The following is a 20,242-nucleotide window of genomic DNA, read 5'->3' on the forward strand; positions in this document are numbered from 1 at the left end:
TTCGCCGGGACTTCAAGAAAAGATTGTGAGTACTCACTTTCTGTTGTACGCTCGCCGACATGACCTTTGACGTGATCGTTCGCAACGGCCTGTGGTTCGACGGGACCGGGGCGGCCCCGCAGGTGCGATCGCTGGGCATCCGCGACGGGATCGTCGCGACGGTGTCCGCCACACCCCTCGACGAGACGGGCTGCCCGGACGTCATCGACGCCGCGGGCAAGTGGATCGTTCCCGGCTTCATCGACGTGCACACGCACTACGACGCCGAGGTGTTGCTCGATCCAGGCCTGCGCGAGTCGGTACGCCATGGCGTCACCACGGTGCTGCTCGGCAACTGCTCGCTGTCGACGGTCTACGCCGACACCGACGACGCCGCCGATCTGTTCAGCCGCGTCGAAGCGGTGCCCCGCAGCTTCGTACACGGCGCGCTCGAAGCCAAGAAGACGTGGTCCGACCCGGCCTCCTACGTCCGTGCCATCGACGATCTGCCGCTCGGCCCGAACATCGGCTCGATGCTCGGACATTCGGACCTGCGCACCAGCGTGCTCGGCCTGGACCGCGCGACGACCGAGGGCGTGAAGCCGACCCCGGCCGAACTCGACCGCATGATGGTGATGCTCGAAAAGGCGCTCGACGCGGGCCTTCTCGGGCTGTCCGGCATGGACGCCCCCATCGACAAACTCGACGGCGACCGGTTCCGTTCGCGGGCGCTGCCGTCGACCTTCGCCACCTGGCACGAGCGCCGCAAACTGATCTCGGTCCTGCGCAAGCGCAACCGCATCCTGCAGAGCGCGCCCAACACCAAGAGCCCGGTCTCGGCGCTGATGTTCTTCCTGACGAGCAGCAAGTGGTTCGGCCGTCGGCCCGGCGTCCGGATGAGCCTGCTGGTTTCGGCGGACGCGAAGTCCGCCACCGGCGCGGTGCACGTATTCGGGCCCGGCGTGAGGCTGCTCAACAAGGTGCTCGACTCACTGGTGCGGTTCCAGCACCTGCCGGTGCCGTTCGAGTTGTACTCCGACGGCATCGACCTGCCGGTCTTCGAAGAGTTCGGGGCAGGCACCGCGGCGCTGCATCTGCGGGACCAGATCGAACGCAACGAGCTGCTGGCCGACACCGACTACCGCCGCCGGTTCCGCAAGTCGTTCGACCGCAAGAAGCTCGGACCGTCGTTGTGGCACCGAGACTTCCACGACGCCACGATCGTCGAGTGCCCCGATCAGACGCTGATCGGCAAGAGCTTCGGTCAGATCGCCGACGAGCGCGGGCTGCATCCGCTCGATGCCTTCCTCGACGTTCTCGTCGAGAACGGCGAACGCAACGTGCGATGGACGACGATCGTCGCGAACCACCGGCCCAGGTACCTCGACAGGCTCGCCGCCGAACCGTCCATCCACATGGGGTTCTCCGATGCCGGCGCACACCTGCGCAACATGGCGTTCTACAACTTCTCGCTGCGGCTGCTCAAGCGGGTCCGCGACGCCGAGCGGGCGGGTCGCCCCTTCCTGTCCACGCAGCGGGCGGTGCACCGGCTCACCGCCGAGGTCGCCGAATGGTTCGGCCTCGACGCAGGCACCCTGCGCGAAGGTGACCGTGCCGACTTCGTCATCATCGATCCTGAGCGCCTCGACGAATCGGTGAACGCGTACCACGAGTCGACGGTCCCGTTCTACGGCGGACTGAGCCGCATGGTGAACCGTAACGATGCCACGGTGGTGGCGACGGCGGTCAACGGAACGGTCGTGTTCCGCGACGGCGAGTTCTGTGAGGGCTACGGCACGACAGTGAAGTCCGGGCGCTTCCTGCGGGCCGGTGCGGCCGAGCCCGCGAAAGCGCTTGTCTGAGATGGCAAGGACGCAACAGCAGCGTCGGGAGGAAACCATCGCCCGACTGCTCGACGCCAGCATCGACACCATCGTCGAGGTGGGGTACGCGCGGGCGTCGGCGGCCGTGATCGCCAGGCGCGCCGGTGTTTCCGACGGCGCGCTGTTCCGGCACTTTCCCACCGTGGGCGACTTCATGGCGGCCACCGCGCGGGAGGTGATGCGGCGCCAACTCGGCCTGTTCTCGAAGCGCGTCGCCGAGATACCGTCGACCGAGCCGGCTCTCGAGGCCGCGCTGACGGTCCTGCGCGACGTCACAGGCAACGCCACCAACACCGTGATGTACGAGCTGCTCGTTGCCGCGCGCACCGACGAAAAGCTCAGGGAAACACTGCAGGACGTGCTGACCGAGTATGCCGCGAACATCTACGAGGCCGCGCGGGCACTGCCCGGTGCCGATCAGTTTCCCGAGGATACGTTCGCCGCGCTGACGGCGATTCTCACCAACACTTTCGACGGTGCGGCGATCGTGCGTGCGGTGCTGCCGCAGCCCGAGCTCGAGGACAAGCGTATCGAGCTGCTCACGACGCTGCTCACCGGCGCATCACCCATCCGGCAGGACTGACGCGCGAGCACGCGCCAGCGCACTCAGGTGCACCACGATTCCGACCAGCGGCCCGCACAGCAGGGCGTTCACGGTGCGCGTCTCGATGTCCAACGGCAGCAACAACAGTGCCGTCGATGCGACCGTCGCCGAGACCCATCCCAGTGAGTACGCCCGGTGCAGCGCCGCCGCCACCGTCGCGGCACCGGTCAGCGTCAACAGTGCGATCGCGATCGCCGCGGCGGTGAGCCACGCCAGCAGCGCGCCCTCGGCGCGGTACTCGGCGCCGAATGCGTTGCGCAGCAGCCACGGTCCGAAGACTCCGGCGGCCACCACGCCGAGCAGACCCAGCCCGATCACCGCGGCCGCCGGTTTCATCAGCGCCTGCATGCGCTCGGTGCGCTGGTCGACGAAATGTGCGATCAGATTGCCCTGCATTGCGGTCAGGGGTACCAACAGCGGTGCGCGGGTGAGCGTCACGGCCAGAATGACGACGCCACCCGTCGCACCCAGGTCACCCGACGTCGCCTTGAGCAGCACCGGAAAGCCCATCACCAGAACCGCACTCGCCCCCGCGGCAGCGATCGAATGCGAGGCGCCGCGCAGGAACGTAACCGTGCCGCCCGGCGTCAGCAGCCTGGCCGCCTCGCGCGTGGCGGGGGAGACGACCAACATGATCAGCCAGGCGATCGCCCCGGCCACTGTGGCCCACAGATATCCGACCAGGGCCCAGCCCACCAGGAACGTCGCGACGGCCACGATCACCCGCAGTACCGCGTCGGTCACCATCAACGACCCGTATGCCGTCCAGCGGTTCAGCCCCGCCAGCATGCCGAGCAGCGTGGCGTGCAGGCAGAAACCGGCAAGGCCGCCGGCCAGCAGCGCAACCGAAAGCCATCGTTCATCGGCGAACACATGGGCCGACCACGGCGGCGAACTCACCGCGATCAGCGCGGCCGCCGCCACGCCGACCATCGCCGCCACCCTCATCGCGTGGGTCCGCGGTCCATCGGCGATATCGATGTAACCGGCCGAGCGCACCTCCCTCGTCGTCTCCTGCAACAGGCCGAACGCCGCGCCGGTCACCAGCCCGAAGGCTCCCCAGAAGACCCCGAAGACGGAGAACCCGACCGGCTCGAGGTCGCGGGCGGCCAGATACAGCACCGTGTAGCCGCACAGCGCGGACAGCGCCGTTGCCACGCCGACCCGTGCGACGCTCGCGCGCGCGACGGGACCCGGTGTGCCGGCATCGGTCACGGTGAAAAATCCAGGGAAGGCAGTTCCGTGGAGTAGAGCCATGTAGCCCACAACGGCCGCAGGGACTCGTTGGTGTAATTCGAGGCGAGCCCGGTGAAGTCGTCGGTGACGGCCGTGCTGTGCCGGTGACGTTGCGTCCAATCACGAAGCAGCGCAAAGAAATTCTCGTCGCCGATTTGACGGCGCAGCACGTGAAGTGTGATGGCGCCCCGCTTGTACACCCGATCGTCGAACATGTCGCGCGGGCCGGGGTCGGCCAGCAGCAGGTCCTGCGACGAATCCGCCAACCGCTGGTAGTAGTGGTGCGCCCACTCGTCGGCGGTGCGGCCGCCCGAGTGTTCTGACCACAACCACTCCGCGTAGCAGGCGAAGCCCTCGTGCAGCCAGATGTGCCGCCAACGTTGGGCGGTGACCGAATTGCCGAACCACTGGTGGGCCAGTTCGTGCGCAATCAGCCGTTCGGAGCTGCCCCGGCCGTCGCAGTGATTGGCGCCGAAGATCGAGATACCTTGCGCCTCAAGCGGTATCTCGAGGTCGTCATCGGTGATGACCACGGTGTACCCGGTCGCAAGGGGGTACGGGCCGAACAGCTTGACGAACAGTTTCATCATCTTCGGCTGGTCGGCGAAGTCCTGATCGAAGTTGCGCCGCAACCGGTCCGGCAGGAGGGCGTGCATCGGGACGCCGTTCTTGGCCAATCGGTGTCTGTTGTACACGCCGATCTGCAGCGTCATGAGATACGTAGACGTCGGCTCCGCCTGCTCATAGGTCCAGGTCGTCATCCCGGCCCGCGCCCGCTTGGACACCAGCTCGCCGTTGGCCAGCGCGTAGTACGGACTCTCGGTGCTGATCCGGATGGAGAAGCTCGCCTTCGCGCTGGGGTGGTCGTCGCAGGGAAACCAGGAGGCCGCGCCGTTCGGTTGACCGGCCACCAGCACGCCCTCGGTGAGTTCCTCGAAACCCACGTCGCCCCAAAGGGAGCGGATCGGCCGCGGAGAACCGCCGTATCGCACCACGATCGACATCGCTGCGCCGGCCGGCACGGCGTCCGCCAACCCGATGTGCAGCTTGTTCTGAGATGACCGGAACTGTGCCGGCCGCCGACCGTTCACGGTCACCTTGGTCACCGAAAGCGCATGCGACATGTCGAGGGTGAAACTGCGCAGCGCGGCCAGCGTCACGGCGGTGATGGTGGCTGTGCCCGTCAGTCGGTTGATCGCCACCTTGTATTCCAGATCGAGTTCGTAGCGCGATACCCGGTAGCCGAAATTGCCGTTGGCCGGAATGTATGGATCGATGACGGGTGGGGGTCCCTTCTTCTTGCTCCGTGTCACGCGGCGGCGTCTTCTGGCTTCTCGGGCGCTGGATCAGGGCTGCCGCCGCGCTTCTTACGGAACAGGTTCCACGGTGCGATCGGATTGCCCAGCCAGCGGGTCGAGGGCGGAACCTCGTCGCCGCGCATCACCAGGGAGGCCGGGCCGACCGTCGCGCCCGCGCCGATCCGCGCGGCGGGTAGCGCGACACAGTGCGGGCCCAGCGTCGCACCCTCCTCCAGCACAACGGTGTCCATCCGCATGATGCGGTCGTGGAAGAGGTGCGTCTGGACCACGCAGCCGCGGTTGACCGTCGAACCCCCGCCGAGGGTGACCAGATCGGCCTCGGGCAGCCAGTACGTCTCGCACCACACGCCGCGCCCGATCGACGCGCCGAGCGCCCGCAGCCACAGGTTCATCACCGGCGTTCCGGTGGCGGCACGCGCGAACCACGGCGCCGCCACGGTCTCGACGAAGGTGTCCGATACCTCGTTGCGCCACACGAACGCGGACCACAACGGATGTTCGATGGCCCGGATACGCCCTACCACAACCCATTTCGCGACTACGGCAATACCGCCCGCGATCGCACCCGCGGTCAGCATGACGACGCCGCCTGCCAGCGCCGCCCACCACCAACCGACGGTGACCGCCAGCCACTGCAGCGTCAGCAGGACGGCGACGCCGATTGCGAACGTCACGATCAGCGGAACGATCCGGCACGTCTCCACCAGGGAGCGCAGGATCTTCAGCCGTACCGACGGGTGGAACGTGCGCAGCGTGTCAGCCGCTGTCGGCTTGCGCCGCAACCGAACCGGCGGACTGCCCAGCCACGACGATCCGGCCTTGGCCTTGTGCGGTGCGGCGGACAGCACCGCGACCAACCCGTCGTCGGGCACCTTACGGCCGGGCTGGGTGATGCCGGAGTTGCCGAGGAACGCCCGCTTGCCGATCGTCGCCTTCGCGACGTGTATCCAGCCCCCACCGAGTTCGTACGAGGCGACCATGGTGTCGTCGGCCAGAAAGGCACCGTCTTCGACCACGGTGAACTTCGGGGTAAGCAGCGCGGTCGAGATCTCGGTGCCACGACCCACTTTCGCGCCGAGTAACCGAAGCCACCACGGCGTCAGCAGGCTGGCATACAGGGGGAAGAGGTAGTTGCGTGCGGCATCCATCAGTCGTTCGGTGGCCCATATCTGCCACCCGACGCGACTGCGCACCGGGTGATAACCCTCGCTGAGCCACAGGGAGAGCAGTCGCACCCCGACGATGGTCAGTAGCGCATAGGTCAGCACGGCGGCCAGGGTCGCGGCCGGAGTCCACACTGCAGCGGGGGCGATGGCCGCCGCCACGGTGTCGGCGCCGCGGACACCCCAGCCGATCACGGCGAGACCGACACCGAGCGCCAGCAGCGGAACCGCGCCGAGCAGCACCGACGTCGCCCCGTAGACCGCGACCCACACCGGTGCCCTGTGCGGCCGGTGATCCGGCCACGGATGGCGGGCCTTCCCGGACTTCACCGCGGGTGAGCCCTTCCAGTACTGACCGTTCTTGACCTTGCCGACGACACCTGAGCCCGGTGCGACATCGGCGTTCTTGCCGACGACGGCGCCCGGGTGCAACGTCGTGCGGGCGCCGATCGTGGCGTCGTTGCCGATGCTGATCCGTCCGACGTGGAATTGGTCGCCGTCGATCCAGTGACCCGTCAGGTCGACTTCGGGTTCGACCGAACTGCGGTGACCGAGCTTGAGCATGCCGGTGACCGGTGGAGCCGAGTGCAGGTCGACCCCCTTGCCGACCTTGTTCCCGAGCGCGCGCGCGTAGTACACCAGCCACGGCGCGCCTGCCAGGTTCTCCGCACCGCTGGCTTCGGCGAGACGCTCGGCGAACCACACCCGCAGATGCTCCGGCCCACCTCGACGGTATGTGCCGGGTTCCAGCCCCGACAGCAGCATCCGTGCGAACAGCACTGCGATGCCCATCCGGCCGAGCGGTGTGACGAAAAGCAGGAAGCCCGCGAGGATCCACCACCAGCTGATCGGCGCCGTCCACGGCACCAGGTTCAGCTCCGCGGCGATGTTGTTGGCCAGTGCGAGCCAGACCACCCACTGCAGCGCCGTCAGCGTGGCCAGCGGGAGCGTCAGCGCAACCTGGACTGCTTGTGAGAGCCACGGCGTCGGTTTGACCACACGGGTCTCTACCCGCGGTGGCGGTTTCAACTCATCGAGGTACCCGGTCAGCGATCCGAGGCGCGGATGGTCGTAGAGGTCCGCCACGGTCACCTGCGGATAGCGCTGCCGTAGGGCGGCCACCAGCTGGGCGGCCGACAAAGATCCGCCGCCGAGCGCGAAGAAGTCCGCCTCGGGCCCCTCGATGGGTGCGGCTAGGACGTCGCGCCACAGACCGGCCACCCAGCCCATCGTGCCGCCGAGGTCGGGTGTGTCCGCGTCCTCGGGTTCGCCGGGTGGCGGCCATGGCAGCGCGTCGCGGTCGACCTTGCCGGACGTCCGCGTCGGCAGTTCGTCGACGAGCACCAGACGCGGCACGAGCGCGGCAGGCAACGTCTCGGCCAGCGTTGTGCGGGCGGCAGCGAGATCGAACGCGGGATCGGCGCTGGCGATGTAACCGACCAACAGCGGGGTACCGCTGGCCGTGCGCCGCACCGCGGCCGCGCCGCCGCTGACGCCGGGTAGGTGGACGAGCGCAGAGTCGACCTCGCCCAGCTCGATCCGCCGGCCGCCCACCTTGACCTGGTCGTCGGCGCGCCCCTGGAAGTAGAGGCCGTCGTCTTCGAGGCGAACCAGGTCGCCGCTGCGGTACGCGCGGCTCCATCCAAGGGTGGGCATCGGTGCGTACTTTTCGGCGTCCTTCTCCGGGTCCAGATATCGGGCCAGCCCGACGCCGCCTATCACCAGTTCGCCGACCTCCCCGAGAGCGACCGGCACACCCGACCTGTCGACCACCGCCAGGTCCCAACCCGGGAGCGGACGCCCGATGCTCACCGGTGCCCAACCGCGCAGCCGCGCCGCGCATGCGACGACGGTCGCCTCGGTGGGTCCGTAGGTGTTCCACACCTCGCGGCCCTCGACAGCGAGCCGCTCGGCCAGTTCCGGCGGGCAGGCCTCGCCGCCGAAGATCAACAGGCGCACCGCCTCGAGCGCCTCGGCGGGCCACAGAGCCGCCAGCGTCGGCACCGTGGAGACGACAGTGATGTCTCGCGACACCAGCCACGGGCCCAGGTCCATGCCGCTGCGCACCAGCGAACGTGGCGCGGGCACCAGGCATGCCCCGTGCCGCCAGGCCAGCCACATCTCCTCACACGACGCATCGAAGGCCACCGACAGCCCGGCGAGCACCCGATCGTTCGGCCCGAGTGGGCTGTCCTGCAGGAACATTCGCGCTTCCGCGTCGACGAACGCGGCCGCGCTTCGGTGTGTGACGGCCACGCCCTTGGGGGTTCCGGTGGAACCGGACGTGAAGATGATCCAGGCGTCGTCGCGCCCGAGCGGAGCCGCGGCGCGCCACCCCCGCGAGGAACCCTGCGCGCGGATCAGCCCGGCCTCGGTGATGATCGCGACGACGTTGGCCTCGGTGAACACCAGGTCCGCCCGTTCGTCGGGATCGTCGGCGTCGACCGGAACGTAGGCAGCGCCGCTGGCCAGCGTCGCGAGGATCGCCACGTACAGCGCGTAGCTGCCCGACGGCATCCGGATACCGACGCGATCACCGCGCCCGATCCCGCGGGCGGCCAACCACTCGACACTGTCTTCAATGTCGGAGATCAGCTCGGCATAGGTGAGCTGAACCTCGCCGTCATCGATGGCAGGCGAGTCGGGATGACGGGTGGCAGTCTCGTAGAGAATGTCGATGAGCGTTCTGGGCTCGGGGGCATGCCGCGACAGCAAATACTGCCGAGGTACTTCGGGCCCAACATCCCCAGTCACGGCTATAAAACTACTAAGCGGCGCGGTCGGCGCACGCGCGCCGCACGCGGTGGCCGATCACAATTGCGCCACCGGCCCGACGTTTGATTCCCTCGATTTCGGTCAATCGCGGTTACCTGGCAGAATCATGTACGGAGGGGAGTATTCCTTCGCTGCAGCGTCGTCATCACGTCGGCCTAAATGGGACGACCGGTGCTGCGGACCGCTTACGACTTGCGGTGGAAGAGACCTCCGGCGTTATTCGGGCTGCATTCGTTGCCCGCCGCGGCGACCGGAGGTTTTGTGAACGTTTCTCAACTCGAGTGGATCATCACGCTGGGCGTGACGGTCGCGATTCTGCTGTTCGACGTCATCGTCATCGGGCGTCGGCCGCATGAACCGTCGAGGCGCGAAACCGCGACTTACCTCACCATCTACATCACGCTGGCAGTGGCCTTCGGTATCTGGGTGTGGTTCTTCCACGGCAGCCAGTTCGGCCTGGAGTTCTTCACGGGCTGGCTCACCGAGTACAGCTTGTCGGTGGACAACCTGTTCATCTTCTTGATCATCATGGCGAGCTTCAACGTGCCGAGGAAGTACCAGCAGCAGGCACTGCTGGTCGGCATCATTCTGGCGCTGGTCTTCCGCGGCATCTTCATCGCGCTCGGCGCGGTGGCCATCAACCAGTTCTCGTGGATCTTCTACGCATTCGGCGCTTTCCTGGTCTACACCGCGATCACGCTCGTCCGCGACACCGACCACGACGACGACGCCGAGAACTTCGTTGTCCGCTTCGCGCGTAAGCACCTGAGCCTGACCGACGAGTGGCACGGCCTGAAGATGTGGATCAAGGACAACGGCAAGCGATTGATGACGCCGATGTTCCTGGTGATCGTTGCTCTCGGCACCACCGACCTGCTCTTCGCGCTGGACTCGATCCCCGCGATCTACGGCCTGACGCGCGAGCCGTACCTGGTGTTCACGGCGAACGTGTTCGCGCTGATGGGTCTGCGTCAGCTGTACTTCCTACTCGGCGACCTGTTGAAGCGGCTGGTATACCTGTCGCAGGGTCTGGCCATCATCCTCGCGTTCATCGGTGTGAAGCTGATCCTGCACGCGCTGCACGAGAACGAGCTGCCGTTCATCAACGGTGGTGAGCACGTGCCGGTGCCCGAGATTCCGACGCTGGCCAGCCTCGGCGTGATCGTCGTGACGCTGCTCATCACGACCGTCGCCAGCCTGTACAAGACGCGCGTGCACGACGTGAAGAACGGGAACGACGGCGAGGCCGACACCGGCGATACCGGAAACGGCACAGCGCCGGACGCAACCGAGAAATCGTTGGATTCGCACTGATCGCAAGGCTCGACGGCGGTCGCGTCAGCGCCTAACGTCGCCGCCGTGCGGCTATTCGTGGCAGACGGCATCGACGGGCACTGGATTGAGTTGACCGACGGCGCCGAGCCCGCCGTGCGGGTCGCTGCCGACGACCTGTCACAGGCGCGTCGAGCCAGGACCCGGATTCGGGCCGGTTCCGAGGAGGTCGCCGTCATCCTCGACATGACCGTGGCGGTGGCGGCCGACTTCCGGTCGGCGCGAGGCGAACTGGAATCTGCCGACGGAGTGCACTACATCGGTACGGTCGACGGTCTCGCCGGGCTGATTGCCGACATCGAAACGACCGGGGTGGCCGACGGCGTCACGCTGATCGCGGCGTCACCGCGCCAGGATCTGCGGGCCGTGGGTCTCGACGTGCTCGACTGGCTGGCGATCCGAGGTCAGGCCAGAGCCTCGTAGATCAGCGTGTAGTAGCGGTCGGTGCGGGGCGAGCCCTCGATACCGGGGCCCATCTTGTTCATCACGTAGGCGACGGTGGTTCGACGGTCGGGGTTCATCGTCTCCCACGACCCGCCCCAGCCGCCCCAGAAACAGATCCGCCCGTCGGGGACGAACGGTATGGACTCACGTTGTGGCAGGCCGAATCCCAGCCCGAATGTCAACGGGTGATTGAGCAGGACGAGATCCGGTCCCTCGGAGTGGATCTCGAAGATCTTGTCGATCGTCTCCTGTTTCAGCAGCTGGACACCGTCCACCGTGCCGCCCAACGAAATCGCGGACAGGATCCGGGTCAGCGACCGGGCGTTGCCGTGGCCGTTGGCTCCGCCGATGTCCGCTGCCCGCCACCCGTCGGTGTTGGCGACGGCGGGGTCGGGCGCCGGCCCGGTGAACGTCTTCAGCATCGGTGCGGGCCACTGATCCATCGGGGGTAGGTCGAGCGGTTCCGTCGCCGGGATGATCTCGGCGATCCGGTCTGCGTCGGCCGGTTGCGCACCGATCTGGAAGTCGGCGCCCAGCGGGCCGGCGATCTCGTCGCGCACAAATTCCTTCAGGGTCGCACCGGTCACGCGGCGCAGCACCTCGCCGATGAGGTGGCCGAAGGTCAGGGCGTGATAGCCCGACGCCGTACCCGGTTCCCACCACGGCGCCTGCGCGGCCAGTGCGGCGGTCGATTTGTCCCAGTCGAAGAGGTCTTCGGTGACGACCGGTTGGTCCCATCCGGACAACCCGGACGTGTGTGACATCAGATGACGAAACTCGATGTGCTGCTTGCCGTTCGCGGCGAATTCGGGCCAGTAGTCGGACACCGGCGCGGTGGGTTCGACCAGTCCGCGGTCGATGAGCATCAGCCCCGCCAGCGCGGTTATCGTCTTGGTCGACGACCAGACGTTGACGATGGTGTCCTGCTTCCACGGCACTGTCTTGGCGGCGTCGGCATGGCCGCCCCACATGTCGACCACGGACTCACCGTCGATGTCGATGGCTATAGCGGCGCCGACCTCGCCGCCGCTGAGGATCTCGTCGGCGAGGGCATCGGCGACCTTGTCGAAACGCGGATCACAGTGGCCGTGTAGTACTTCATGCATCGGATCATCATGCGGCGTCGGCCCCTGGTTTGTTCCGGCAATTGCGAAGTATCCACAGCGTGGGAGGGGTAACTTCGGCTTACCCGAGTGTCAACGTTTAGGGGAGCAGAGATGCACAGACTCACGATGGCGGTCGCCGTGGCCGCACTCGCGTCAGCGCCGATCCTGACGGCAACACCAGTAGCTGGAGCGGCATCAGTCGACAACACCACCACCCACACTCAGCCTGCGGTGCCCGCGGGCCCGCGCATCCAGGCGCTGGATTGCTACGGCACCACCGGCAACATGGGTTGCGGGCCCGGCTGGTTCTGGCGCGACGGATGGCGCGGATGGGCGTGCTACCCATGCTGAGACGGAACATGTGCGCGAAGGTCGGGGGAGCTTTCGCTGCTGTGGCGGTTGCGGCCACCATCGGCGGATTGGGTTCTGCCGCAGCGCAACCCAATGATTACAGCCAGCTACCGGTCGACCCGAACCTGGTCTCGGATTCGCAGGCGTACAGCGCTGACCCCTTCGACATCGATCCGAACGGACAGCGCGGCGTCTCGGCCAGGTACGTCCACCGCGAAGGCGGCACCCGGCAGATCACGACGACCATCCTGATCTTCCCCAGCGCAGGGGAGGCGACGGGATCACTCGCCGGGGCTGCGGCCGACGTGGCGAATCCGGTGTCGGCACCTGTGCCAGTGGGCACCGGCGGCACGATGGTCTCCGGGACGTCCATGGGCGGGCCGGGGTCGGTGACGGTGCTGTCGTTCACCGAGGGCAACGTCGCCACCACCATCGAGTTCGACGGTCCACCAAACGATCCGGCGCCGCCGGACTTCGTGACCGAGCTCGGGCAGAAACAGGACACGGCGATCAAGGACTGGCAGGGGGTGTAGCTCCCCGCGTCAATCGTCCTGCCCAGCAACTCTTTTCGAGTTGTCGAGCGGGCATTCGGCGAGCTCGAGCCTCACCAGTTGTCGTAGCCGCCCTCGGGGCCCAGCATGCGCTCGAGACGGGTGCGGTTGATGCGGGCAAGCTCGTTGCGCACGACCTTGCGTTCGGTCTCGATGTCGTTGTGCAGCCGGTCCGACATCGTCGACAGCACGTCCTGCGCGGTGTATCCGTTGACGAACATGACGAAGCCGAATCCGAAGTGCGCCAGATAGCGTTCCGAGGCCTGTCCGAGCTGGGCCATCACCTCGGGCTGATCGCACCAGATGGCGCACTGCTCGGCGGCTGACTTCTCGCTGCCTGGCCTGCGCCCGATGTCGGGGTAGGCCTGCAGGATCGTGTCGATCGATTCCTCGGAAAGTCCGAACAGCAGCGCGTCGGCCGATCGGAAGAGTTCGTCGTGACTGGCGAATGGCCGACCACGGCACAGATCTGCTGCCAGCGGCACGCTGTAGCAGCACTCGTAGATGGCATGCACCGCGCGGCGCATCGGCATGGCGTTGAACGCCTCCAGGCCGATCCCCTGATGCATCAACACAGCGTCATCATCGGAGGCGCAGGGTACGCCCGGGTTACCGCATGTTACGGCGGTGAAAAATCAGTGTCCGGCGGCCTTGAACCGCTCGACCGACGCCTTCAGTTCGGCCTCGGCCTTTTCGCGTCCCACCCAGTCGGCGGCCTTGACGAATTTGCCCGGCTCGAGGTCCTTGTAGTGCACGAAGAAGTGCTTGATCGCGTCGAGTTCGTACGCGGGTACGTCTTCGAGATCCTGGATGTGGTCCCAGCGGCCGTCGCCGGCGGGCACGCACAGCAGCTTGTCGTCGCCGCCGGCCTCGTCGGTCATCTGGAACATCGCGACCGGCCGCGCCTCGACAATGCAGCCGGGAAACACCGACTCCGGTAGCAGCACCAGCGCGTCCAGCGGATCGCCGTCCTCGCCGAGCGTGTTCTCGAAGAAGCCGTAATCGGCCGGGTAGGCCATCGAGGTGTAGAGGTAGCGGTCGAGCTTCACCCGCCCGGAGTCGTGGTCCACTTCGTACTTGTTGCGCGAACCCTTCGGGATCTCGATGACTACGTCGAACTCCACGGCGGCGCCTTCCTGCCCTGTGCTGCGGTATTGGGGACGGCATCACCCTAATCTGCCCAGGATTCTGGCCACCTACTCGGGAGGCACGATGGCGTTCGGCACCCGCGGCCTGCGGGCTTGATCGGGGCCAGCGGATACCCTGAGCTATGCGGCCAACCACGTGGAGGCGATCCACCCACGCGCTGATCGCGGTCGCGGTGCTGGTCGCCGTCGCCGTCGTCGTCGCGGTGTCGGCCCTGCTGAGCGGCGGGGGTTCACCCGACGCGGCGGCCGTCAAGCCGACGCCGCCGGCGGCGACCGCGAACCCGGGCATCGTGCCCGTCGCCGATTCCGCCCCCAAGCCGACCCCCGACCGGCTGGCCGCTGTGCTCGCGCCCGCGCTGGCCGATCCGAACCTGGGCAAGTTCACCGGCCGCATCACCGATGCGATCACCGGGGCCGAATTGTGGGCACAGGGCGCCGACGTGCCAATGCAGCCCGCCTCGACCAACAAGACGCTGACGGCCGCGGCGGCGCTGCTCGCTCTCGACCGCGACGACCGGCTGATCACCCGCGTCTTCAGCACCGACAAGGTCGGCGTCGTGGTCCTGAAAGGCGGCGGTGACCAGACGCTGTCCGCGGCCGCCCCGGACGAGGAGACCTGGTATCGCGATGCCGCGCGCATCAGTGATCTGGCCGAACAGGTGGAAGCCGCCGGAATCGAGCCCACTTCGGTGCAGGTGGACGTGAGCGCCTACACCGGCCCGACGATGGCGCCGGGCTGGGATCCATTGGACATCGACGGAGGAGACATCGCGCCGATGGAATCGGTGATGCTCGACGGTGGCCGCACCCAACCGGTGAGCGTCGATTCCACCCGTTCCAAGACGCCGGCGCTGGATGCCGGTCGCGCGTTGGCGGTGGCACTGGACGTCGATCCCAAGAGGGTGACGGTCGTGCCGGGCGCCGCGCGCGGTGGCCAGGAGATCGGGTCGGTGCAGTCGCCGCCGCTCATCGATCGCCTGCGCGACATGATGAACGCGTCGGACAACGTGATGGCCGAGTCGATCGGCCGCGAGGTTGCCGCCGAGGTCGGGCTTCCGCAGAGTTTCGCGGGTGCGGTGCAGGCCGTGCTCGGTGAACTCGACGACGCCAAGATCGACACCACCAACGCCAGGCTCTTCGACTCCAGCGGCTTGTCCGTCGACGACCGGCTGACCGCGGAGACGCTCGACGAGGTCGTGAACGCGGCTGCGGGCAGCGCGGAACCCAGGCTGCGCCCGCTGGTCGAGATGCTGCCGATCGCGGGAGGTAGCGGCACACTGTCCAACCGCTTCCTCGACGATGTGGGCCGATCCTCGGCCGGTTACCTGCGGGCCAAGACGGGATCGCTGACGGGCACCAACTCGTTGGCGGGCATCATCACCGACGCCAGCGGGCGGGTGCTCACCTTCGCCTTCATCTCCAACGACGCCGGGCCGACGGGCCGCGTCGCCCTGGACACGCTGGCCGCGGCCATGCGGAAGTGCGGGTGCAGCGCATGAGCACCTCGACACCGGTCAGCGTCGGCCACGCTGTCGACTGGAAGTTCGCCGCCGACGTGGGCCAGAAGCTGGTGCGGCCGGGCCCGGACGCCTCGGACTACACCCGCCGCCAGGTCATCGATCAACTCGCCGAGTCGTCCCGCAATGCCGAGCTGCCGGTGCGTGAGGTCACCGGGCTCATCGAGGGCGGCGCGATCCCCGAAGCCCGCATCATCGACCGTCCGCAGTGGATCAAGGCGGCAACGCAGTCGATGCGGGTGATGACCGGCGGCACAGAGGAACCCAAGAGTTTCATCAGCGGCCGGATCACCGGTGTGCAGACCGGGGCGGTGCTCGCCTATGTGTCGCAGGGCATCCTCGGCCAGTACGACCCGTTCGCCAGCGACGGTGGCGAGCTCCTGCTCGTGTATCCCAACGTGATCGGTGTCGAACGCCAATTGCGCGTCGATCCAGGTGATTTCAGGTTGTGGGTGTGTCTGCACGAAGTCACCCACCGGGTGCAGTTCCGGGCCAACCCGTGGCTGGCCGACCATATGTCGCAGTCGCTGGCGGTGCTCACTCAGGACGCCGGCGACGACATCGGACAGATGGTGGGCAGGCTGGCCGGCTATTTGCGCAGCCGGCGCGACTATGTGATTGACGCTGAGACGGAACCGAATTCGTCCGGCATGATCGGTCTGATGCGGGCTGTGCAGGCCGAACCGCAGCGCAAAGCGCTGGACCAACTGCTGGTGCTCGGCACGCTGCTGGAGGGCCACGCCGATCACGTGATGGACGCGGTCGGGCCCAAGGTGGTGCCGTCCGTGGCGACGATCCGGCGGCGCTTCGACGAACGGCGGCAACGCAGACAGCCTCCGCTGCAGCGGATCATGCGGGCGCTGCTCGGATTCGACGCCAAGCTCAGCCAGTACACCCGCGGTAAGGCGTTCGTCGACCATGTGGTGTCCCAGGTCGGGATGACGCGGTTCAACGCCGTCTGGTCCGGTCCTGAAACCCTGCCGCTGCCTCTGGAAATCGACAAGCCACAACGGTGGATCGACAGAGTTCTGTAGCCGCGCTGCGTGCGGCCGTCACGGCGTTCTCCCGCGGTTACGCGACCGCCGACCCGAGTTGGTGTGTGGCGCTGTCCGGGGGCGCCGATTCACTGGCGTTGACCGCTGCCGCGGCGACGGTCAAGCCGACGACGGCGCTCATCGTCGATCATCGACTGCAGCCCGGCTCCGACGAGGTGGCGGCAAAGGCGCGCGAACAAGCGCTGTCGCTGGGATGTGTTGACGCACAGATCCTTTGCGTCGAGGTCGGGACGGCCGGTGGGCCCGAGGCCGCCGCGCGCACCGCACGTTATGAGGCGTTGGACGCCGCGCGGGGCGACGCGCCGGTACTGCTGGCGCACACGCTGGACGATCAAGCCGAGACCGTGCTGCTCGGCCTGGGACGCGGATCTGGTGCCCGTTCCATCGCCGGTATGCGTCCGCACGACCCACCGTGGTACCGCCCGCTGCTGGGCATCCGGCGCGAGGTGACGCACGCGGCGTGCGACGAGCTGAACCTGACACCATGGCAGGACCCCCACAACACCGATCGGCGGTACACCCGGGCGCGGCTGCGTGCCGAGGTGCTCCCGTTGCTGGAAGACGTGCTGGGCGGTGGCGTCGCCCAGGCGCTGGCCCGCACCGCGGCGGCGTTGCGCGAGGACAGCGACACGCTCGACACGCTCGCCGACCGCGAGCTGTCCGAGTCGTCGACCGCAGGCGGCCTCGACACCGCTCGTCTGGCGAATCTGCCGGAGGCCGTTCGGCGCAGGGTGATTCGGGGCTGGTTGCTCGCCGGGGGGGCCAGCGGTCTGACCGACAAGCAGATTCGCGGGGTGGACACCCTGGTCACGGCTTGGCGCGGCCAGGGCGGCGTGGCGGTGGGGTCACCGTTACGCAGCAGGCGGCTGATCGCGGGCCGCCGCGACGGGATGCTGACCCTGCACACCGAGCCCGTGTGAAACATGGCACGCTGTGCACGTGCCGGAAACCACCGAGTCATACCCGGGCGACATCAAGTCGGTGCTGCTCTCGTCGGAGGAGATTCAGGCGAAGGTCGCTGAGCTCGGCGGGCAACTCGGCGATGACTACCGCGACACCCTTGCCGAGAACGGTCAGGATCTTCTGCTCATCACCGTGCTCAAAGGCGCGGTCTTCTTCGTCACCGACCTGGCCAGGGCGATTCCGCTGCCCACCCAGCTCGAATTCATGGCCGTCAGTTCCTACGGGTCGTCGACGTCCTCGTCGGGTGTGGTGCGGATCCTCAAGGACCTCGACCGCGACATCAACGACCGCGACGTGCTTATCGTCGAGGACATCGTGGACTCCGGTCTTACACTGTCCTGGCTGCTGCGCAACCTCGCGACCCGCCATCCGCGTTCGCTGCGGGTGTGCACGCTGATGCGCAAGCCCGACGCCGTGCGCGCCGACGTCGACATCGCCTACGTCGGCTTCGACATCCCCAACGAATTCGTCGTGGGGTACGGCCTCGACTATGCCGAGCGCTACCGTGACCTGCCCTACATCGGCACGCTGGACCCCAAGGTGTACGAAAACCTGTAGTCGGCGCAAGATGATCGGCATGACCGAGACAGCCCTTCGGATCTGCCCCTTGTGTGAGGCCACCTGCGGCCTGACTCTCACGATCGACGACGGCAAGCTCGTCGGCGCCCGCGGTGACCGTGAGGACGTCTTCAGCCACGGCTTCATCTGCCCCAAAGGTGCGAGCTTCGCCGAACTCGACAACGACCCCGACCGCTTGGTGCGGCCACTGGTCCGGCGCGACGGCGTGTTGACCGAAGCCACCTGGGACGAAGCGTTCGCCGCGGTCGCCGACGGACTCAGCGCGGTCATCGGTGAGCATGGCGGCACGTCGGTCGGGGTGTACCTCGGTAACCCCAGCGCGCACACGATCGCGGGCTCGCTGTACCCGCCGCTGATCATCCGCGCGCTCGGCACCCGCCAGGTGTTCTCCGCCAGCACGCTGGACCAGATGCCCAAGCACGTCGCCCTCGGTCTGATGTTCGGCAGCCCGGTCGCGTTCACTGTTCCCGATCTCGACCGCACCGACTACCTCGTCGTCATCGGCGCGAATCCCCTTGTGTCCAACGGCAGTCTGGCCACCGCCGCCGATTTCCCCGGAAAGTTGCGTGCGCTGCGCAAGCGTGGCGGCAAGCTCGTCGTCATCGATCCCGCCCGCACGCGGACCGCCGAACTCGCCGATCACCACATCGCGCCCCGCCCCGGTACCGACCCGGCATTGATGCTCGCCGTTGTGCACGTGCTGTTCGACGAGGGCCTGGTCGATCTCGGCACGGTGGCCGACCATGTCGACGGCATCGACGATGTCTGCGCCGTGGCGGCCGATTTCGCGCCGGACACCGTCGCCGAATACTGCGGTGTCACCGCGGACGAGATCCGCGCGCTGGCCCGCGAACTCGCGGCCGCCCCGACCGCCGCCGTCTACGGCCGTATCGGCACGTCCACTGTCGAATTCGGAACGCTCGGCAGCTGGCTGGTCGACGTCATCAACGTCCTGACGGGCAACCTGGACCGTCCCGGCGGGGCGATGTTCCCGCTGGGTCCGACCGCGCCCGCGCCGCGCCCGCAGAAGGCCGGCCGCGGTTTCGCGATCGGCCGCTGGCACAGCCGGGTGTCGGGCTATCCCGAGGCGCTGTCCGAGTTCCCGGCCGCGGCGCTCGCCGAGGAGATCGACACCCCCGGCGACGGACAGATCAAGGCGATGATCACGATCGCGGGCAACCCGGTGCTGTCGGCCCCCGACGGCGATCGCCTCGACCGCGCGCTGGCCGGCGTCGGCTTCATGGTGAGCATCGATCCGTACCTCAACGAGACGACGCGCCATGCCGACGTCATCCTGCCGCCACCGCCGCCGTCGCAGACCGCTCATTTCGACTTCGCGCTCAACAACCTCGCGGTCCGCAACAACGCGCGCTACTCACCGCCCGTGCTGCCCGCCGACGGTCGACCCGACGAGCCCGAGATCCTGTCGCGGATCGCCCTCGCGCTGTTCGGCGCAGGCGTCGACGGCGATCCCGGCGTCGTCGACGAACAGGTCATCGCAACGACATTGGCCAAGGAGACCGCCGATCCGACCTCACCGGTCGCCGGTCGCGATGTGGCTGAACTGACCGCGATGCTGGCGCCAGGACCGGGATACGAGCGCCGCCTCGACATGATGCTGCGGCTCGGGGCCTACGGCGACGCGTTCGGCGCCAACCCAGACGGTCTGACGCTTCCGCGGCTCAAGGCGAACCCGCACGGTATCGACCTGGGACCGCTGCAGCCGCGTCTGACCCAGGTGCTGCGAACGCCAACGGGGAGAATCGAACTCGCGCCGCCACTGCTCGTCGAGGAGGCGGTGCGGCTGCGCGAGGCGCTCGACCGCCGCGGCGACCGGTTCGTGCTCATCGGACGACGGCATCTGCGATCCAACAACAGCTGGATGCACAACGTGCCCGCGCTCGCGGGCGGCAGCAATCGGTGCACACTGCGGATCCATCCCGACGATGCCGCCGAACTCGGCCTCACTGACACCGCGGTGGTGAAGGGTCCCGGTGGTGAACTGCTGGCTCCGATCGAGCTCACCGACGGTATGCGGCGCGGTGTGGTGTCGTTGCCGCACGGGTGGGGTCACGACCGCGGCGGCACCGGCCTGAAAGTCGCGTCCCGCGACCCCGGCGTCAACGTGAATCAGCTCAACGCGGGCAACCAGCTCGACCCGCTGTCCGGCACCGCGGTGTTGAACGGGATTCCGGTCGACATCGCTCCTGCGGGTTAGGCGAGCTCCTGCGGGTTAG

17 protein-coding genes are annotated in these 20,242 nt (G+C 67.6%); 11 read left to right on the top strand and 6 right to left on the bottom strand.

Annotated features, from left to right (window positions below; translation table 11 throughout):
* Nucleotides 1-59 precede the first annotated feature (59 nt).
* Nucleotides 60-1,841 (top strand): amidohydrolase family protein, encoded by a 1,782-nt coding sequence (locus M1248_RS07285; RefSeq protein ID WP_317147928.1) that lies wholly within the window; start codon nt 60-62, stop codon nt 1,839-1,841.
* Nucleotide 1,842: 1 nt separating this feature from the next.
* Nucleotides 1,843-2,445, top strand: coding sequence for a TetR/AcrR family transcriptional regulator (locus M1248_RS07290; RefSeq protein WP_317147929.1), 603 nt, complete (start codon nt 1,843-1,845; stop codon nt 2,443-2,445).
* Here the strand turns inward: M1248_RS07290 and M1248_RS07295 are convergent.
* Genes M1248_RS07295 through M1248_RS07305 form a run of 3 tightly spaced genes read right to left on the bottom strand, consistent with a single transcriptional unit; the run spans nt 2,425 to nt 8,938 of the window.
* On the bottom strand, nt 2,425-3,723 hold the full coding sequence (locus M1248_RS07295; RefSeq protein ID WP_410506634.1) for a hypothetical protein: 1,299 nt from the start codon (nt 3,721-3,723) through the stop codon (nt 2,425-2,427). The two genes, M1248_RS07290 and M1248_RS07295, sit on opposite strands and share 21 nt — an antisense overlap.
* Entirely contained in the window at nt 3,678-5,015 is a 1,338-nt protein-coding gene (locus tag M1248_RS07300) for a M1 family metallopeptidase (protein ID WP_317147931.1), read from the bottom strand. The genes M1248_RS07295 and M1248_RS07300 overlap by 46 nt, the downstream gene beginning before the upstream one ends.
* Nucleotides 5,012-8,938: a Pls/PosA family non-ribosomal peptide synthetase gene (locus tag M1248_RS07305; RefSeq protein ID WP_317147932.1), complete on the bottom strand. Its 3,927-nt coding sequence runs from the start codon at nt 8,936-8,938 to the stop codon at nt 5,012-5,014. Before M1248_RS07305 ends, M1248_RS07300 begins: the two co-directional genes overlap by 4 nt.
* Nucleotides 8,939-9,220: 282 nt before the next feature.
* On the opposite strand from M1248_RS07305, the gene M1248_RS07310 reads away from it, so the two are divergent.
* Together M1248_RS07310 and M1248_RS07315 are read left to right on the top strand one after the other, a co-directional pair.
* The gene (locus tag M1248_RS07310; RefSeq protein ID WP_163731657.1) at nt 9,221-10,273 is read left to right on the top strand and encodes a TerC family protein; all 1,053 of its coding nucleotides are present in this window, start codon (nt 9,221-9,223) and stop codon (nt 10,271-10,273) included.
* Nucleotides 10,274-10,318: 45 nt separating this feature from the next.
* The gene (locus tag M1248_RS07315; RefSeq protein ID WP_174262113.1) at nt 10,319-10,714 is read left to right on the top strand and encodes a hypothetical protein; all 396 of its coding nucleotides are present in this window, start codon (nt 10,319-10,321) and stop codon (nt 10,712-10,714) included.
* On the opposite strand, the gene M1248_RS07320 is transcribed toward M1248_RS07315, so the two are convergent.
* On the bottom strand, nt 10,696-11,841 hold the full coding sequence (locus tag M1248_RS07320; protein ID WP_163731654.1) for a serine hydrolase domain-containing protein: 1,146 nt from the start codon (nt 11,839-11,841) through the stop codon (nt 10,696-10,698). The genes M1248_RS07315 and M1248_RS07320 overlap by 19 nt on opposite strands.
* Nucleotides 11,842-11,952: 111 nt before the next feature.
* On the opposite strand from M1248_RS07320, the gene M1248_RS07325 reads away from it, so the two are divergent.
* The gene (locus M1248_RS07325) at nt 11,953-12,192 is read left to right on the top strand and encodes a hypothetical protein (protein ID WP_163731652.1); all 240 of its coding nucleotides are present in this window, start codon (nt 11,953-11,955) and stop codon (nt 12,190-12,192) included.
* On the top strand, nt 12,171-12,725 hold the full coding sequence (locus M1248_RS07330) for a hypothetical protein (RefSeq protein ID WP_317147933.1): 555 nt from the start codon (nt 12,171-12,173) through the stop codon (nt 12,723-12,725). Before M1248_RS07325 ends, M1248_RS07330 begins: the two co-directional genes overlap by 22 nt.
* Nucleotides 12,726-12,796: 71 nt before the next feature.
* On the opposite strand, the gene M1248_RS07335 is transcribed toward M1248_RS07330, so the two are convergent.
* Together M1248_RS07335 and M1248_RS07340 are read right to left on the bottom strand one after the other, a co-directional pair.
* On the bottom strand, nt 12,797-13,312 hold the full coding sequence (locus M1248_RS07335) for a 2-oxo-4-hydroxy-4-carboxy-5-ureidoimidazoline decarboxylase (protein ID WP_317147934.1): 516 nt from the start codon (nt 13,310-13,312) through the stop codon (nt 12,797-12,799).
* Between the two features lie 66 nt (nt 13,313-13,378).
* Nucleotides 13,379-13,867 (bottom strand): inorganic diphosphatase, encoded by a 489-nt coding sequence (locus M1248_RS07340; RefSeq protein WP_163731644.1) that lies wholly within the window; start codon nt 13,865-13,867, stop codon nt 13,379-13,381.
* 146 nt (nt 13,868-14,013) lie between these two features.
* On the opposite strand from M1248_RS07340, the gene dacB reads away from it, so the two are divergent.
* The 5 genes from dacB to M1248_RS07365 are packed head-to-tail and all read left to right on the top strand — an operon-like array spanning nt 14,014 to nt 20,223.
* Complete coding sequence (gene dacB / locus M1248_RS07345; RefSeq protein WP_317147935.1) at nt 14,014-15,390, top strand: D-alanyl-D-alanine carboxypeptidase/D-alanyl-D-alanine-endopeptidase; 1,377 nt, start codon at nt 14,014-14,016, stop codon at nt 15,388-15,390.
* Nucleotides 15,387-16,442, top strand: a complete 1,056-nt coding sequence (locus tag M1248_RS07350; RefSeq protein WP_163731639.1) for a zinc-dependent metalloprotease — start codon at nt 15,387-15,389, stop codon at nt 16,440-16,442. The genes dacB and M1248_RS07350 overlap by 4 nt, the downstream gene beginning before the upstream one ends.
* A complete protein-coding gene (gene tilS / locus M1248_RS07355; RefSeq protein WP_163731637.1) occupies nt 16,421-17,383 on the top strand; it encodes a tRNA lysidine(34) synthetase TilS in 963 nt (320 codons plus the stop codon). Before M1248_RS07350 ends, tilS begins: the two co-directional genes overlap by 22 nt.
* Nucleotides 17,384-17,396: 13 nt before the next feature.
* Complete coding sequence (gene hpt, locus M1248_RS07360; RefSeq protein WP_163731634.1) at nt 17,397-17,984, top strand: hypoxanthine phosphoribosyltransferase; 588 nt, start codon at nt 17,397-17,399, stop codon at nt 17,982-17,984.
* Between the two features lie 19 nt (nt 17,985-18,003).
* Nucleotides 18,004-20,223, top strand: a complete 2,220-nt coding sequence (locus tag M1248_RS07365; RefSeq protein ID WP_317147936.1) for a molybdopterin-dependent oxidoreductase — start codon at nt 18,004-18,006, stop codon at nt 20,221-20,223.
* Nucleotides 20,224-20,242 lie beyond the last annotated feature (19 nt).

The organism is Mycobacterium sp. 29Ha, from assembly GCF_032883055.1.
GTDB lineage: Bacteria > Actinomycetota > Actinomycetes > Mycobacteriales > Mycobacteriaceae > Mycobacterium > Mycobacterium gallinarum.

What these genes read in the sequence shown, in the direction of transcription:
- M1248_RS07285 (WP_317147928.1), top strand. Translation starts at nt 60, where the DNA reads ATGACCTTTGACGTGATCGTTCGCAACGGCCTGTGGTTCGACGGGACC.
- M1248_RS07290 (WP_317147929.1), top strand. Translation starts at nt 1,843, where the DNA reads ATGGCAAGGACGCAACAGCAGCGTCGGGAGGAAACCATCGCCCGACTG.
- M1248_RS07295 (WP_410506634.1), bottom strand. Translation starts at nt 3,723, where the DNA reads ATGGCTCTACTCCACGGAACTGCCTTCCCTGGATTTTTCACCGTGACC.
- M1248_RS07320 (WP_163731654.1), bottom strand. Translation starts at nt 11,841, where the DNA reads ATGCATGAAGTACTACACGGCCACTGTGATCCGCGTTTCGACAAGGTC.
- M1248_RS07325 (WP_163731652.1), top strand. Translation starts at nt 11,953, where the DNA reads ATGCACAGACTCACGATGGCGGTCGCCGTGGCCGCACTCGCGTCAGCG.
- M1248_RS07330 (WP_317147933.1), top strand. Translation starts at nt 12,171, where the DNA reads ATGGGCGTGCTACCCATGCTGAGACGGAACATGTGCGCGAAGGTCGGG.
- M1248_RS07335 (WP_317147934.1), bottom strand. Translation starts at nt 13,312, where the DNA reads ATGCATCAGGGGATCGGCCTGGAGGCGTTCAACGCCATGCCGATGCGC.
- dacB (WP_317147935.1), top strand. Translation starts at nt 14,014, where the DNA reads ATGCGGCCAACCACGTGGAGGCGATCCACCCACGCGCTGATCGCGGTC.
- M1248_RS07350 (WP_163731639.1), top strand. Translation starts at nt 15,387, where the DNA reads ATGAGCACCTCGACACCGGTCAGCGTCGGCCACGCTGTCGACTGGAAG.
- M1248_RS07365 (WP_317147936.1), top strand. Translation starts at nt 18,004, where the DNA reads ATGACCGAGACAGCCCTTCGGATCTGCCCCTTGTGTGAGGCCACCTGC.